The organism is Siminovitchia sp. FSL H7-0308 (genome assembly GCF_037980985.1).
In the GTDB taxonomy this organism is placed as follows: domain Bacteria; phylum Bacillota; class Bacilli; order Bacillales; family Bacillaceae_C; genus Siminovitchia; species Siminovitchia thermophila.
Genome location: NZ_CP150282.1, coordinates 4,245,536 through 4,259,884 on the forward strand (window position 1 = coordinate 4,245,536; position 14,349 = coordinate 4,259,884).

The 14,349-nt window shown below is 42.7% G+C and carries 13 protein-coding genes, 1 rRNA gene, 1 other RNA gene and 1 other annotated feature; of the genes, 2 read left to right on the top strand and 13 right to left on the bottom strand.

From position 1 onward, the window contains the following. Positions 1–302 precede the first annotated feature (302 nt). From MHB50_RS19905 to tadA, 9 genes are all read right to left on the bottom strand, one after another. Positions 303–476: a sigma factor G inhibitor Gin gene (locus tag MHB50_RS19905; protein ID WP_339160606.1), complete on the bottom strand. Its 174-nt coding sequence runs from the start codon at positions 474–476 to the stop codon at positions 303–305. Between the two features lie 177 nt (positions 477–653). Further along, positions 654–920, bottom strand: a complete 267-nt coding sequence (locus MHB50_RS19910; protein ID WP_077111890.1) for a pro-sigmaK processing inhibitor BofA family protein — start codon at positions 918–920, stop codon at positions 654–656. A gap of 81 nt (positions 921–1,001) precedes the next feature. After that, positions 1,002–1,214, bottom strand: a complete 213-nt coding sequence (locus tag MHB50_RS19915; protein WP_077111891.1) for a YaaL family protein — start codon at positions 1,212–1,214, stop codon at positions 1,002–1,004. A gap of 13 nt (positions 1,215–1,227) precedes the next feature. Next, positions 1,228–1,827 (bottom strand): recombination mediator RecR, encoded by a 600-nt coding sequence (gene recR, locus MHB50_RS19920; RefSeq protein WP_077111892.1) that lies wholly within the window; start codon positions 1,825–1,827, stop codon positions 1,228–1,230. Positions 1,828–1,839: 12 nt separating this feature from the next. Beyond that, complete coding sequence (locus MHB50_RS19925; protein WP_171973904.1) at positions 1,840–2,160, bottom strand: YbaB/EbfC family nucleoid-associated protein; 321 nt, start codon at positions 2,158–2,160, stop codon at positions 1,840–1,842. A 22-nt stretch (positions 2,161–2,182) separates the two neighbouring features. Next, the gene (dnaX, locus tag MHB50_RS19930) at positions 2,183–3,874 is read right to left on the bottom strand and encodes a DNA polymerase III subunit gamma/tau (RefSeq protein ID WP_339160609.1); all 1,692 of its coding nucleotides are present in this window, start codon (positions 3,872–3,874) and stop codon (positions 2,183–2,185) included. 101 nt (positions 3,875–3,975) lie between these two features. Further along, complete coding sequence (locus tag MHB50_RS19935; protein ID WP_339160611.1) at positions 3,976–5,661, bottom strand: DUF2207 domain-containing protein; 1,686 nt, start codon at positions 5,659–5,661, stop codon at positions 3,976–3,978. Positions 5,662–5,821: 160 nt separating this feature from the next. Further along, positions 5,822–6,087, bottom strand: an RNA gene (gene ffs / locus MHB50_RS19940) — signal recognition particle sRNA large type. Positions 6,088–6,345: 258 nt separating this feature from the next. After that, positions 6,346–6,810 carry a tRNA adenosine(34) deaminase TadA gene (tadA, locus tag MHB50_RS19945; protein WP_077111895.1) on the bottom strand — a complete coding sequence of 155 codons (465 nt, stop codon included), beginning with the start codon at positions 6,808–6,810 and terminating at the stop codon, positions 6,346–6,348. 127 nt (positions 6,811–6,937) lie between these two features. Here tadA and MHB50_RS19950 point away from each other — a divergent pair, with 127 nt between their 5' ends. After that, positions 6,938–8,224: a glycoside hydrolase family 18 protein gene (locus MHB50_RS19950; protein WP_077111896.1), complete on the top strand. Its 1,287-nt coding sequence runs from the start codon at positions 6,938–6,940 to the stop codon at positions 8,222–8,224. A gap of 25 nt (positions 8,225–8,249) precedes the next feature. Here MHB50_RS19950 and serS read toward each other — a convergent pair whose 3' ends face one another. From serS to guaB, 3 genes are all read right to left on the bottom strand, one after another. After that, positions 8,250–9,524: a serine--tRNA ligase gene (serS, locus tag MHB50_RS19955; protein ID WP_077111897.1), complete on the bottom strand. Its 1,275-nt coding sequence runs from the start codon at positions 9,522–9,524 to the stop codon at positions 8,250–8,252. A gap of 48 nt (positions 9,525–9,572) precedes the next feature. Next, positions 9,573–9,795 (bottom strand) — a binding site (T-box leader). A gap of 104 nt (positions 9,796–9,899) precedes the next feature. After that, the gene (locus MHB50_RS19960) at positions 9,900–11,192 is read right to left on the bottom strand and encodes a serine hydrolase (RefSeq protein ID WP_077111909.1); all 1,293 of its coding nucleotides are present in this window, start codon (positions 11,190–11,192) and stop codon (positions 9,900–9,902) included. 192 nt (positions 11,193–11,384) lie between these two features. Next, complete coding sequence (gene guaB, locus MHB50_RS19965) at positions 11,385–12,851, bottom strand: IMP dehydrogenase (RefSeq protein ID WP_077111898.1); 1,467 nt, start codon at positions 12,849–12,851, stop codon at positions 11,385–11,387. A 135-nt stretch (positions 12,852–12,986) separates the two neighbouring features. Here guaB and MHB50_RS19970 point away from each other — a divergent pair, with 135 nt between their 5' ends. After that, a complete protein-coding gene (locus MHB50_RS19970; protein WP_077111899.1) occupies positions 12,987–13,928 on the top strand; it encodes a YaaC family protein in 942 nt (313 codons plus the stop codon). 305 nt (positions 13,929–14,233) lie between these two features. Here MHB50_RS19970 and rrf read toward each other — a convergent pair. After that, positions 14,234–14,349, bottom strand: a 5S ribosomal RNA gene (rrf, locus tag MHB50_RS19975).

A 14,349-nucleotide genomic window follows, 5' to 3' on the forward strand; every position in this document is an offset into this window, starting at 1 on the left:
AGTATAACGTTCTTTTTACCGGAAATGAACCTTTTGCTGTTTCCCTTGAAACCTGTCATGATTCACACCAGATCTTTCATTGGTCACTCATCCCCCAGCAAGAAGGAAGCGAACTGCCTCCCCCGCATCATATTTTACTATAAAGCGAAACTTGTTGTTAGTTAAGCCATTTGGGCTTACTGATAGTTGATCCCCCGTACATTCTCAACTTCCAGCGATTTCTTGCAGTGGGGGCATACTGCCAGTTAATTCGGGGTGGAAAAAACAAAAAAAACCGGGCTGTATCCGCAAAAGCCTGGTTTTTATGTCACGATTTTCGTTTCTTTAATAACCTTCATTTGTTCAATGTAAAACTTATATTTTGGATCATCCGTGTCCGTTTTGACCATTTCTCTCTCACATTCCGTACAGATAAACGATGTATAAAGATGTATACCGATTTTTTTCGGCTGCTCGCAAATAATGCACTTTTCCATCTCTCCACCTCCACACAAAGTAGTGTACCCAGCTGGATAAATTGTATACACAATTTATAAGATTTGTTAGTTTTTAAAATCATTGCTTTGTAAATTCTATGCAGGGTAGACAGTTACTGTGTTTGTCTTTTAAAAAACAGAAAAAAACGAAACACCCGCCACGGTTTGGCGAATGTTTCATGGAATCACATATAGTTGAATGAGAGACAAAGCTGCAACACCCGGCAATCCTAGAAAACCTGAAATTGCGGCGGTGATCCAATTAATTGGGACGTACAAACCAAATTGATTGCCAAAGGCATTTAAAAAAAATAAAAATAGCGCTCCGATGACCAGCTTCATTGCTGATTGACCAATGAATCGAATCAGCCGACCGGGCCTTCCCGATATGAGCAAAAAAATGATAAGACCAGCCAATGATGAAATAATGATAATGGACTCCAAGCTTTCCCCTCCTGTTCTCCCGTCCTATATTATTTATTGTATGAACGGTCTGTCCAAAAAGAACGGCAGGCGGCTTGGTAGTTATTTTTTTATTGATACTTTTCTTAATTTCGCTTCACGTAAAAGATAAATATATTTTGCTTTTGCCATGAGCGCTTTGTATTTTAATTCATCATGCTCCCCATAACTTAAATGCATCAATTGTTTTAAATGAAGCCAATTATTTTTTGTCTCTTCAATCAGTTCAACAAATTTTTGATCATATTCTTTCCGGAGTTTTTTTCTCTGAAACATGCGGCGCCTCTCCTTACAAAACTTCTCTTCTGCCTTCCAATGCCTTTGATAAAGTGACTTCATCCGCATATTCAAGATCGCCGCCAACCGGAAGTCCGTGGGCAATTCTTGTCACTTTAAGGCCGGATGGCTTTAGAAGCCGGGAAATGTACATGGCTGTCGCTTCCCCTTCTATATTGGGATTCGTCGCCAAAATCACTTCTTGAACGGTTTCGTCTTGAAGCCTTTTAAGCAAATCCGGAATGTTGATATCTTCCGGTCCAATTCCTTCCATAGGAGAAATAGATCCGTGCAAGACATGATAAAGACCTGTATATTCTTTCATTTTTTCCATGGCAATCACATCTTTCGGCTCCTGAACAACACAAATGACGCTGCGGTCACGCCGTTCTTCTTTACAAATATAACAAGGGTCCTGATCAGTAATATGCCCGCAAACCGAGCAGTATCCAAGATCCCTTTTTGCATTGACCAATGCTTTCGCAAAATCAAGGACGGTGTCTTCTTTCATGCCAAGAACGAAAAACGCCAGGCGGGCAGCTGTTTTCGGCCCGATTCCCGGCAGTTTCATAAAGCTGTCGATCAGCTTGGATATTGGTTCTGGATAGTGCATGTTGTTAACCTCCTAAAAGCCAGGAAGGTTTAATCCTTTTGTAAATTGTCCCATCGTCTGGCTCGTTAATTCTTCGGCCTTTTTAAGCGCATCGTTTGTCGCGGCCAATACAAGGTCTTGAAGCATTTCAATGTCGTCGGGATCGACAACTTCTTCATCAATTTTGACTTCAAGCACTTCCTTATGGCCGGAAACAATAACGGTGACCATACCGCCGCCAGCTGTGCCTTCTATCTTCTTTTCACCAAGCTCTTCCTGGGCTTTCGCCATTTTCTTTTGCATTTTTTGCATTTGCTTCATCATGCCTTGCATATTTCCCATTCCTCGCATCATTAAAAACCTCCAAGATAGAAAATTAGTTTTTGATTTCGAGAAGATCTTCCCCAACAAGCTTGAGCGCCTCGGCAACGAGAGGATCTTCTTCATTCGTTTTCACCTGGTCGCCATCCGGCTTTTTCTTTTCTATGAATTCCCGGCGGATTTCCGACCATTGCTTTTCGGGAACCGCGATAATTTGATAAGCTGTACCGGCCAGTTCTTCCAACGTTTGAGACAGCGTTTGAAAATATGTTTCATTTTCCATGGCCATCCGGCAATGTATATCATGTTTAAATTTTAGTACAAACGCATTCGATGAAGCGGCGGATGGTTCTGCATCGTGGAGAAGTGCCGCCAGTTGCACCATTTTTTGACCGTTCAACGATTCAAGCAAGTCTCCCCAGCAGCTTTTAATGGCATTTAAATCCTGGCGTGTTGCATTCTCCAAAACCTGCATGATGGGTCGGGCATTGACCCGAAAATCTTTTGCATTGCTTCGGACCGCTTTTCTTGGAGCCGGATCGCTTTTTGCTTCTGCCGATCTTTTGGTTGATTGTTCTTTCAACAATGTTATCTCTTTTTCAAGCGCCTCGATCTTTTTATACAGTTCTGTCACTTCAGGCGCGTCATTTGGGAAAGATTTCACTTGCGTTTGGCATAGTTTCACAAGGCAAACCTCTAAATAAGTGCGTGCATGATTTGAAAATCGCATTTCCTGCTGTGTTTTGCTTAATATATCGATGTATTCATAAATCTGCTCAGGAAGCATTGATTCAGATAACTGTTTAAAATCCTCGTCCAATTGGGCGCGGACCATTGCTTCTTCCAACTCGGGTGCCGTCTTGTAAAGCAAAAGGTCGCGAAAGTATAAAATAAAATCTTCCGAAAACCGAGCTGGATCCTTCCCCTGCAAAAGCAACTCCTCAAGGGCGCCCAAAGCAACAGCAACTTCTTTCTCGTGAATGGCCTTCGCCAACTTGTTCAAACTGCTTTGGGAAATGGAGCCGGTTACCGTCAGTGCGTCTTCCACCGTTACCATATCCGTGCTGAAGGAAATCGCTTGATCGAGCAGACTCAAAGCGTCCCTCATGCCTCCCTCGGCAGCAGCGCCGATTACGTGTAATGCCTTTTCATCATATTTCAAACCTGTTTCATTTGCAATATGAACCATTCTTTTTACAATATCATGCGCGGTGATTCTTTTAAAATCAAAACGCTGACATCTAGAAATGATCGTTAACGGAATCTTGTGGGGCTCTGTCGTTGCCAAAATGAAAATCACGTGTCGGGGCGGCTCCTCCAATGTTTTTAATAATGCATTGAAGGCTCCGATGGACAGCATATGCACCTCGTCAATAATGTATACTTTGTAGGATACGGCATTGGGCGCATACTTTACTTTATCACGAATATCGCGGATTTCTTCAACTCCATTGTTGGATGCGGCATCAATTTCAATCACATCAGAGATGGACCCGTCCATGATGCCTTGACAGGCCGCACATTCATTACACGGTTCAGATACCGGCATGCGTTCACAATTTACTGCCTTTGCCAGTATTTTGGCCGCACTTGTTTTTCCAGTTCCTCTGGGACCGGAAAATAAATAAGCATGGGATATTTTTTGTTGGAGGAGAGCATTTTGCAACGTTTTGGTGACATGTTCCTGGCCGACTACATCTATAAAAGCCTGTGGGCGCCAAACTCGATACAATGCTTGGTAACTCAATGCCTCTCCCCCTTTCTTTGCCATTTTAGTGAATTTCGCTGTTTATATTATACCTTAATTAGGCAAGAAATTACAGAAACAATCCGTAATGACGAATGTCTTTAAAAAGCACCTGAGCCTCCTCCGCCGCCGTCAACGCCACCTCCGGAATAGCTGGTGTCGGAACTGTCAGCAGAAGCCGTATTCATTATATGTTCATCTGCTAATGCAAATGAAGAAGCAGTGTTCAACCCTGAATAGAAGAAAACGTCCACCGTAGAGTAGCTGGCCACGCTTGTTTCATTCTTTTGAATAACTTGGCTAAAATAATCCGCCAGACGGTTCTTTTTCGTCCCCATACTATATATTAGCAAACGCTTTTTATCATCCTCGCTTGATTGTTCCCATTCGGAGACAGGAATTTGCTCATACTCTTTTTCGAGCTTGTTCCACTCCTCCTTTAAAAGCATACCTTCATATGAGATAGGCTTATAAAATATAGCCAAACATAAGCTGGCGAGTCCCAATGCCCCTGCCTGGAACATGAGTCCATATAGGTCATAGATGATGAAAAAAGCAGAAGCAATAAGCATAGCCGTACCCGTCGTTCCAAGCGTCCATTTTAATAATGGATTGTTTTCATGGAGATTTGATTGATCGATCTCTTTTTTGATTGCATCTTTCCATCGGCTTATTTCTTCCTCATATCGATCATGGTTCGATTCCAACTGTATGTACTGTTCCAAATCATTCAGGGTAAATGTTTTATTCCCCCCCACCTTTTCAAAGAGCAAACGAAGCAAAATCTTTTCATGAGCTTTTTCCGCTTCCCCATCCAGCAGCAAAAACCGGTCCTCTGAAACCTGCCGGACATATCCTTTTCGTACAAGATCCATTAAAGCTGCCGCCAGCAGTTCCGGTGAAAATTGATATAAAAAATAAAGAATAGCCGGCATGCTCAACTTTTGTTTTGGAATCATATATTTCCTGCTATTAATTTCATTTTTGGCTGCTCGTTTTCTTTGTTTACTCTTCATTGCCTCAGATGCGATCACCCCAATAAAAAGAGCACCAAATATCAATAAGAACCATTTTCCAACTGATGAGGTTTTCTCCCTGTTTTCCGCAAATGTTTGTGCTTTGTCAATCAACTTTTGTTGCTCATCCAGCAATGTTTCGCGCATTTCTTGATCAGAGGTTTCAGTCAAGTCCGGAAATAATGCCGAATCATATGCCACCCGAATATCCCCATTTTCACCAGCTTCCACTTTATGTAACTGGAATGTAACAGCACCGCTATTTCCAACCTTCTCCTTACCGAACGATTCATCATACCCAAAGGCAATCACATCATCCGTTTCAGCAGGGGGATGGACCGTGATAGTCATGTTCCCATAATCCGCTTCATTGCGTTTATCAAAAAAAGGCCAATAAAACTCTGTTATATCAGGATGCTTAGAAAGACCGTTTTTAATCATATAATGGAGTTCTACACTAATATTCTCATCGCTCCCGCTTCGAGACACTTTATATAAATCTTTTTCTTTCTTTACTTTTAGCTCTTTTTCGCCTTCATTCGCTGTAAAATCGGTTATTTCCGCACCTTTCTTCGGAATTATTTCCCGGGTAATTCCGCGAAATTTGTCATCAAAAGAATAAGATTGGACTTCAGTCACTCGCACATCCCCATTTTTTTGCAAATAGGCATCGATGGTTACATCCGTTATCGAAAATTCCACTGCCATAGTCTGAATAGGCCATGCCCCAATCATAAACAAAATCAATATGAAAACAAGCTTTTTCTTCATCACAAACACCTCACTTTCCTCTTATACGGGATATAGGAGGAAAAAGTTTCAGATAGCAATCCCTCGAATCGAATACACATACACTCCGATATACTTTTTTTTCACTGAAAACTAAAAAATCCATCTGCCATTGCAGATGGATTTGATATTGAATGGATTGCCGTGCACCTTCCGTCGACAGTGTTTCATAAGTGTTACTCTAGCAGTTAGCTCGATCCAGGCTGCCCCGCGGCACATGGGATGGCCCACTTAATGCTGCTTCCTTCCGGACCTGACATGGTTCATGGGTTCCCATTGCGCAGGACCCAGATGTCCACACCACTTACTTGAGGCAGATCCTTACAAAACAACAGCCTCGGGAAGGGATTCAACCCCGCTGGAGCGGATTGCGGGTACAGGGCTCCGCTATTTCCCCGTCTAGCACGGTAAGAATTATTGTACCACTTTTTCAGCATAAAATCAATGTTTACTAAAGGAAAGTTTGTCCGGCATTAACTGGCAGTAAAATCACCTTTTTAAAAAATTGTGAGTGAAATGACATTGGATATCGACTGCCAGTATATGCCCGATTGGTTCTACTAACAATCAGTCGGATACAGTTAACTGGCAAGCTAAGAACATATCCTATGGCAATGTCTGCATGGTCCACCTTCTGTGGAACTATCCGGCTATTGAAGCTTCACTTTATCCCTTCTTTTTCCTGCGAAGTTCACGAAAAAATTGGCTTAGAAGCTCTCCGCATTCATCCGCCAATACTCCGCCGACCACTTCACTTTGATGATTAAAGCGGGCATCAGAAAGCAAATTCATAAGTGTTCCCGCACAACCGGCCTTTGGATCAGAAGCTCCGTATACGACTTTTTTTATACGCGATAAAATGATAGCGCCACTGCACATCGGACATGGCTCCAACGTTACATATAGTTCCGCATTTTCAAGACGCCATGTCCCTAGTGTCCGGCAAGCTTCCTGAATGGCGATGATTTCGGCATGCGCTACGGCATTTTGCTCCGTTTCCCGTCGGTTTGATGCTTTAGCGATGATTTTCCCATTTAAGACAATGATAGCCCCGATGGGAACTTCACCAATTGAGCGGGCCTTCTTCGCTTCTTCAATTGCAACATTCATATATTTCTCTTCATTTTCCATCGTTTTTCTCCTCATTTTTGCTACATATGATTGTACCAAAATTTTTTATTAGAGGTCTTTAATTTTCCTGGCATGCATACAATGGGACAAGATAAACGTTTGACTAAGGTGGTTAAGGAGGGTAAACATGCAAATCCATGTCGTCGAGCCCAATCAGACTTTGTCCTCGATCGCTTCCTTGTACGGGATAGCTCCAGCTATCATAACGGAAGCCAATGATTTACAAAATCCCGATCGGCTTGTGGTCGGGCAAGCGATTGTCATTCCGATTATCGGCAGGTTTTATTGGGTACAGCCTGGTGACAGCCTCTATACAATCGCGAGAAGATTTGGCATTTCTTATCAAGAGCTTGCCCGAATCAATGGGATTAGTGTCAACCAGCCTATTCGGGTTGGCTTGCGGCTCTATATCCCACAGGGACCAAAGCGAGAAGGAGAGTTTTTAGCTTATGTCGAGCCGAGGCGTACGGGGACCGTATCCCCCGTTTTGGAGTCGAGTGCGAGAGAAGCATCTCCTTACTTAACATATTTGGCTCCATTTGCTTACTTGCCAAAACGTGACGGAACATTAGATCCCCCCCAGTTAAATCGTTTTCCCGAAATTGCCCGCGCAAACAACACATCTCTCGCCATGGTCTTGGCCAACCAGGAAGAAGGACAATTTAATACTGAACTTGTTCATATTTTGCTTACAAATGAACAAGTGCAAACAACTTTTTTGGAAAATATTGCAACAGAAGCCAAAAGGGTCGGCTTTACCGATATTCACTTTGATTTTGAAAGGATTGCAGCGGAAGATCGTGAAGCTTATAACCAATTTCTTCGAAAAGCACGCGACCGTTTCCATGCGGAAGGCTATATCATTTCCACGGCACTTGCTCCCAAAACAAGTGCTACACAGGTGGGGGAATGGTATGCGGGGCATGATTATCGGGCGCACGGCGAAATTGTCGATTACTCTTTGATCATGACATATGAATGGGGCTACAGCGGCGGTCCCGCAATGGCTGTTTCCCCCATTGGACCAGTTCGGGATGTATTGGAGTACGCGCTAACCGAAATGCCTTCACGTAAAATCATGATGGGACAAAATCTGTATGGCTATGATTGGACGCTTCCGTTCGTCAAGGGAACGACGGCAAAAGCTGTAAGCCCCCAGGAGGCCATTCGGATTGCCCTTGAAAACAATGTAGCCATCGAATACGATACAACTGCACAAGCCCCTTTTTTTCATTATACGGACGGAGAAGGGAACAGGCATGAAGTTTGGTTTGAAGATGCGCGTTCCATCCAGGCAAAATTTGATTTGGTTAAAGAGCTCGATCTTCGGGGTGTCGGCTATTGGAAACTTGGGCTGTCTTTTCCACAAAACTGGCTCTTGATTACTGACAATTTTAATGTAGTGAAAAAATAAAAGCGGCTCATTTGAACCGCTTCTTTCAGTTAATGACTTCTTTATTTCTCATATAAGGGCGCAACACTTCCGGAATTTCAACACTTCCGTCTTCTCGTTGGTAGTTTTCCAAGATTGCCGCCACCGTTCTTCCTACTGCCAAGCCAGATCCGTTCAGCGTGTGCACATGTTGCGGTTTGGCTTTTGGTTCAGTGCGGAAACGGATATTGGCTCTTCTTGCCTGAAACGTTTCAAAGTTTGAACAAGAAGAAATTTCTCTGTATGTTTTATAGCTCGGAATCCATACTTCAAGATCATATTTCTTGGCTGCTGTAAAACCAAGATCCGCTGTACACATGCTCATGACGCGATACGGCAAATTCAAAAGCTGTAATACTTTTTCCGCGTGGTTTGTCAGTTTCTCAAGTTCGGCATAAGAATCTTCCGGTTTTACAAATTTAACTAATTCCACTTTATTAAATTGATGTTGGCGGATCAAGCCGCGCGTATCTCGCCCCGCAGACCCGGCCTCTGAACGAAAACATGCACTGTAAGCCACATAGTTAATCGGCAAGCGATCGCCGTCCAATATTTCATCTCGATGGTAGTTGGTCACTGAGACTTCCGCAGTCGGGATAAGGAAAAAATCATCACTTTCAACATGAAACGCATCCTCCGCAAACTTCGGCAATTGTCCCGTTCCCGTCATACTTGCACGATTCACAAGGTATGGCGGCAACATCTCCTCATACCCGTGTTCTTCCACGTGAAGATCCATCATGAAATTAATGAGAGCCCGTTCAAGCCTGGCTCCAAGGCCTTTATAAAAGACAAATCGACTTCCAGTAACTTTTGCCGCCCGTTCAAAGTCCAATATATTCAAGTCATCGGCCAATTCCCAGTGCGGTTTCGGCTCAAATGTAAATTGTGGAACATTACCCCATCTTCTTATCTCTACATTATCATCTTCCGTCTCTCCTACCGGAACACTTTCATGAGGAATATTGGGAATAGCTAAAAGTAATTGCTGCAACTCTTCTTCAATCACACGGAGTTCTCTATCCAATTCCTTTACTTGCTGGCTGACTTGCCGCATTTCACTAATCAAATGATCGGCATTTTGCTTTTCTTTTTTTAACTGGGCGATTCTTTCTGAAACTTCATTTCTGTTATTTTTTAACTGTTCCGATTGAACAATCATTTCCCTCCGTTTTTGATCAAGTTGTTCAAACTTATCTAAATCAGCCAAATCCTCGCCGCGATGCTGCAATTTTTTCTTGATTTCATCTACATTCCCTCGAAGAACCTTCATATCCAGCATACGATTACCTCCCAAAATATTTTATTTAAACAAAAAAACTCCCGATCCCAAAGGGACGAGAGTTTACCCGCGTTGCCACCCAAATTGAAAGCCTGAGCTTTCCTCTTTGCCTGATAACGGGGTGATCCCGAAAATGCTTACTTGCCCGAAATGATCGGCGGTTCGGCATTTTGCTCAAGGACGGATTCACAGGCAGTGCCGCCAGTTTTCACCAAACACCGGCTCTCTTAAAGGACACTGTTCCGCTACTATTTCCTCTCAACGCATTCGCTCGTATTTTGTTGATAATATACTACATATCCAAGTGGAATGCAAATGTACTGTCTTATCTATATAATTGTCATCTGTCCGCTTTTCTAAACCAACAGATATTTTTTAAAACCAACCTTTGACTGTTTTAACCGAGCTATCCCAAACATCGCCGAAAAAGCCGCCTATTCCGCGCATCATTAGAACAAACCAATTGGCTTTCTCCACTTTTTCTCCTGTCACCATATTGACAGATGCCGTTTTGCTTTTTGATAAAAAGCCGTAAGGATCTTCTCCCTCATATGCGGCTTCCAGAACGCCCACTTTTTCACCTTTTTTAATCGGTGCGGTCAATTTCCCTTCTTTATTCAATTTCTTCTTATCTATTTTAACACGAGGTTTGTACATTTTTTCTTCCCCGTTTTTCACTACCACTTTTAAAGGGGATTCAGACTGAATGGAGACAGATTTTTCTTTTCCGCTTATGACAGGTATCGTTTTATTATTTTTTACTTGATAACCTTTCGGATATATTTCTTTTACAGAGAAGTTTGTAAAAGCATAGTCCATCATTTTTTTGGATTCATTAAATCTGGATTTGTAATCACCTTGGCCGTTTTTTCCTTTCGCGTTCATGACAACCGTAATAACCCTTAAACCATCCCGTTTAGCCGTCCCGGTAAAACAGTACCCAGCAAAGTCTGTTGTCCCGGTTTTTAATCCATCTACGCCTTCATAGCTAAAATCTAGAGATGGGAGCATCCAGTTCCAGTTCACCATTTTTCCAGGCTTACCAGGGAATTCTTTCTCAGGTATGCTCGTTGTTTCCAATACTTCGGGATAATCATTCATCAGACGGGAAGCCAGTTTTGCCATTGATCGTGCAGACATGATATTTTCATCTTCTGGCTTGGTTCCCTCTGGATGTTTGCCTTTTAAATCCTTATTGTTTAGACCGGTGGAATTGACAAACTTATAGTTTTCAAGACCCAGTTCTTCCGCTTTTTTGTTCATTAAGTCGACAAACTTCTTCTCGGAACCGGCAATGGCTTCGGCAATGGCGATCGTGGCGCCATTTGCCGAGTAAATCGCCATCGCTTCATATAATTGTCGAATCGTATATTTTTTCCCCGCTTCAAGCGGTACATTTGAAAGATTTGTATCAATAGAAACCTGATGAACATAATCGCTGATGGTTTGTTCCTGTTCCCAAGATATTTTTTTATCCTTAATCGCTTCGAACATTAGATACTCAGTCATCATTTTGGACATTGAGGCAATGCCGAGCGCAGTATCTTCATTTTTTGCGTACAGTACCTTTCCTGTACTTGCTTCAACGAGGATTGCCGCATCCGCGTTAATATCGAGCGCATCCTCAGCGGAAGCACGTTCAGGAACAGTGATCATGCTAACGAACATAAGTAACGACAGAAAAAACGCTAAAAATGGTATCTTTTTCCGAATTATCACAAGTTTACCCTCCAAATTATATGTACACCTTTGTCATTTTAACATAGAAAAACATCGTTGAGTAGGCTGTCTTCTTTTCAGTTTCATAACAAAAAAAAGCAAAGCCCATTCACTGGATTCATCAGGGCTTTTGCCATTTTTTTATGATAATGAGTAGTTTGGCGCTTCTTTCGTAATCTGCACATCATGCGGATGGCTCTCACGAAGTCCGGCACCGGTCATTTTGATAAATTGGGCATTTTCACGGAAATACTCCAAGTCGGCGGCACCGCAGTAACCCATTCCGGCTCGAAGACCTCCAGTCAGTTGATAAAGGGTATCTGCGAGCGGCCCTTTATAAGGAACGCGTCCTTCGATTCCTTCTGGGACAAACTTTTTCGCATCTTCTTGGAAATAACGGTCCTTCGATCCTTTTTGCATGGCGCCTTCCGATCCCATGCCACGATATACTTTAAAACGACGACCTTGGAAAATTTCTGTTTCTCCTGGACTTTCCGACGTTCCGGCAAGCAAGCTTCCGAGCATGACAGCATGTCCTCCTGCAGCAAGAGCCTTCACGATATCGCCGGAATATTTAACGCCCCCGTCAGCAATGATCGTTTTTCCATGCTTCCTCGCTTCTGTCGCGCAATCATAAATAGCTGTAATTTGCGGGACACCAATTCCTGCTACAACGCGGGTTGTACATATGGAACCCGGTCCAATGCCCACTTTTACAACATCCGCACCCGCTTCATATAATTCCCTCGTCGCTTCTGCTGTTGCAACGTTACCAGCAATCAAGTTCAAATGGGGATATAGCTTACGAATTTCCCGGACAGTTTTTAACACACCGGCTGAATGGCCATGGGCCGTGTCAACAACGATGGCATCAACCTGTGAATTGACAAGCGCTTCTACCCGCTTATATGTGTCTGCCGCAATCCCGACTGCAGCGCCTGCAAGCAGACGGCCTTTTTCGTCCTTTGCGGAATTTGGATATTCGATCACTTTTTCTATATCTTTGATAGTAATTAATCCTTTCAGGACTCCTTTATCATCAATCAAAGGTAATTTTTCAATACGATGTTCCTGAAGTATTTTTTCCGCTTCGGCAAGGGAAGTTCCGACAGATGCCGTAACAAGATTTTCTTTCGTCATGACTTCGGTAATTGGAAGAGAGTAATCCTGAATAAAACGCATATCCCTGTTTGTAATAATGCCGACCAATATTTTGTCTTCTTCATTATTAACAATCGGGACTCCTGAAATCCGATATTTCCCCATTAAGTGCTCGGCATCATACACTTGATGTTCCGGGGTCAAGAAGAACGGATCAGTTATCACGCCACTTTCAGACCGTTTTACCTTATCGACTTGTTCGGCCTGTTGTTCAATGCTCATATTTTTGTGAATGACACCCAGACCGCCCTGGCGTGCCATGGAAATGGCCATGTCTGACTCGGTAACAGTATCCATTCCTGCACTGATAATAGGGATGTTCAGCTTTAGGCTGTCTGTCAGGCTTGTACTCAAATCAACTTCTTTCGGCAAGACCTCAGATTTAGCCGGGATTAACAACACATCATCAAATGTTAATCCTTCTTTTACAAACTTTGACTCCCACATTTTTTTTCGTCCCCCTGCCCAAAATATTATTAGTAGGTTATCAATTGGTTAAAATACTGTCAAGGTTAATGGGTGATGTTCAATTTTTCTAATTATTCGGAGGTGTTTTGTCTGTCAACATACAAAAAAATATGGATGCAATTCAATTTTTTTCGGTCGGCAACTACAGTTCAAACTTATTTAAAAAGAAAATATGAAAACCACCATATAGAGGATGCCGAAAGAAAAAGCTATGATAATTGTTACCCATTTATGTACTATTTAGAACAAGGCGAAACATACTACACCCAAGCTGACCAATCGCCATTTTCCATCAGACCTATATTGCTTTATTATGGATTAATTCATTTATTAAAGGCATGCCTTCTTACAGTGGACCCAAACTATCCCGGCACAACCTCTGTTTTGGCTCACGGCGTTTCTGCACGAAAAAGGAAAAAGCGGAACTATCAATTTCTGGAAGATGAAGTAAAAGTTCAAAAAAACGGCTTATGCACCTATTTTTCAGAGCAAATGTATCAACTAAAACACTTGGAAGGAGAGAAATATAAAATGGGGGAGTTACTGGCTCAAGTTCCGGAACTGGACGACCTGTACTTATTTACGAGTGGTAAAAGCAATTTTATGCTACTGAAGCAACTCCCCGGCAATATTTGGACAATCCCTGCTGAATTAGCGCTGAACTATCATATAAGTGTTCAGAGGTTAAAACAATTTTTAGATAGCAAGCATCCTGAAATGATTTATTGGCTTGAAAACAAAGAGAAGGAAACAGAGATTCTCATTGACGGCAAGCGGACGAACTTCTTTCCGCCTTTTCGTTATCACATATTTAAAGAGAAATTTGGACTTGGCTCCTCCTTACAAGCCGCCATTCTTCTTCCCGACCTTTTGATTCACTATTTGCTCCTATTTAATTTAAGCATGATCGCCCGTTATGAAACGGAGTGGTGGATGGACCTCATAAAAACGGCATCTGATCTTGATTATCCATTCATCCATGCTTTTTTAAATATTACGGCTGAAAAAAGTCCACAAATGATTCTTGATTATTTAACGGGTAATGAAAAAACATAGAGCGTATCCACTCTATGTTTTCGCTTGCCCGGCAACGTCCTGCTCTCACAAGGGGAAGCCCCTCATTACCATCGGCGCGCGAACTTAACTTCCGTGTTCGGGCTGCGGATCATGATGACCGGCGAATCTCTTCGTCATCTGCACTCGCTCGATTCTCATGGGCATTGCCCATTGCGAGTCTCTCTCCCTTGATTCCTTGATCTTCTTGGTCCTTCTGATCCTCGCTTACATTGAGTTTCTTTATATCTTTCAATACTTTTTAAATAAACTAAAATAAGACATCCATTAATATGGATGTCCTGTTTGCCCGGCAACGTCCTGCTCTCACAAGGGGAAACCCCTCATTACCATCGGCGCTGAAGAACTTAACTTCCGTGTTCGGGATGGGAACGGGTGTTGCCTCTTCGCTATCGTCACCAGA

Excerpts from the sequence above, each read along its gene's own strand:
- MHB50_RS19925 (WP_171973904.1), bottom strand. The coding sequence starts at position 2,160 with ATGATGCGAGGAATGGGAAATATGCAAGGCATGATGAAGCAAATGCAA.
- MHB50_RS19915 (WP_077111891.1), bottom strand. The coding sequence starts at position 1,214 with ATGTTTCAGAGAAAAAAACTCCGGAAAGAATATGATCAAAAATTTGTT.
- MHB50_RS19970 (WP_077111899.1), top strand. The coding sequence starts at position 12,987 with ATGCAATTCAATTTTTTTCGGTCGGCAACTACAGTTCAAACTTATTTA.
- MHB50_RS19950 (WP_077111896.1), top strand. The coding sequence starts at position 6,938 with ATGCAAATCCATGTCGTCGAGCCCAATCAGACTTTGTCCTCGATCGCT.
- serS (WP_077111897.1), bottom strand. The coding sequence starts at position 9,524 with ATGCTGGATATGAAGGTTCTTCGAGGGAATGTAGATGAAATCAAGAAA.
- MHB50_RS19935 (WP_339160611.1), bottom strand. The coding sequence starts at position 5,661 with ATGAAGAAAAAGCTTGTTTTCATATTGATTTTGTTTATGATTGGGGCA.
- MHB50_RS19905 (WP_339160606.1), bottom strand. The coding sequence starts at position 476 with ATGGAAAAGTGCATTATTTGCGAGCAGCCGAAAAAAATCGGTATACAT.
- tadA (WP_077111895.1), bottom strand. The coding sequence starts at position 6,810 with ATGGAAAATGAAGAGAAATATATGAATGTTGCAATTGAAGAAGCGAAG.
- MHB50_RS19960 (WP_077111909.1), bottom strand. The coding sequence starts at position 11,192 with ATGTTCGTTAGCATGATCACTGTTCCTGAACGTGCTTCCGCTGAGGAT.
- guaB (WP_077111898.1), bottom strand. The coding sequence starts at position 12,851 with ATGTGGGAGTCAAAGTTTGTAAAAGAAGGATTAACATTTGATGATGTG.
- recR (WP_077111892.1), bottom strand. The coding sequence starts at position 1,827 with ATGCACTATCCAGAACCAATATCCAAGCTGATCGACAGCTTTATGAAA.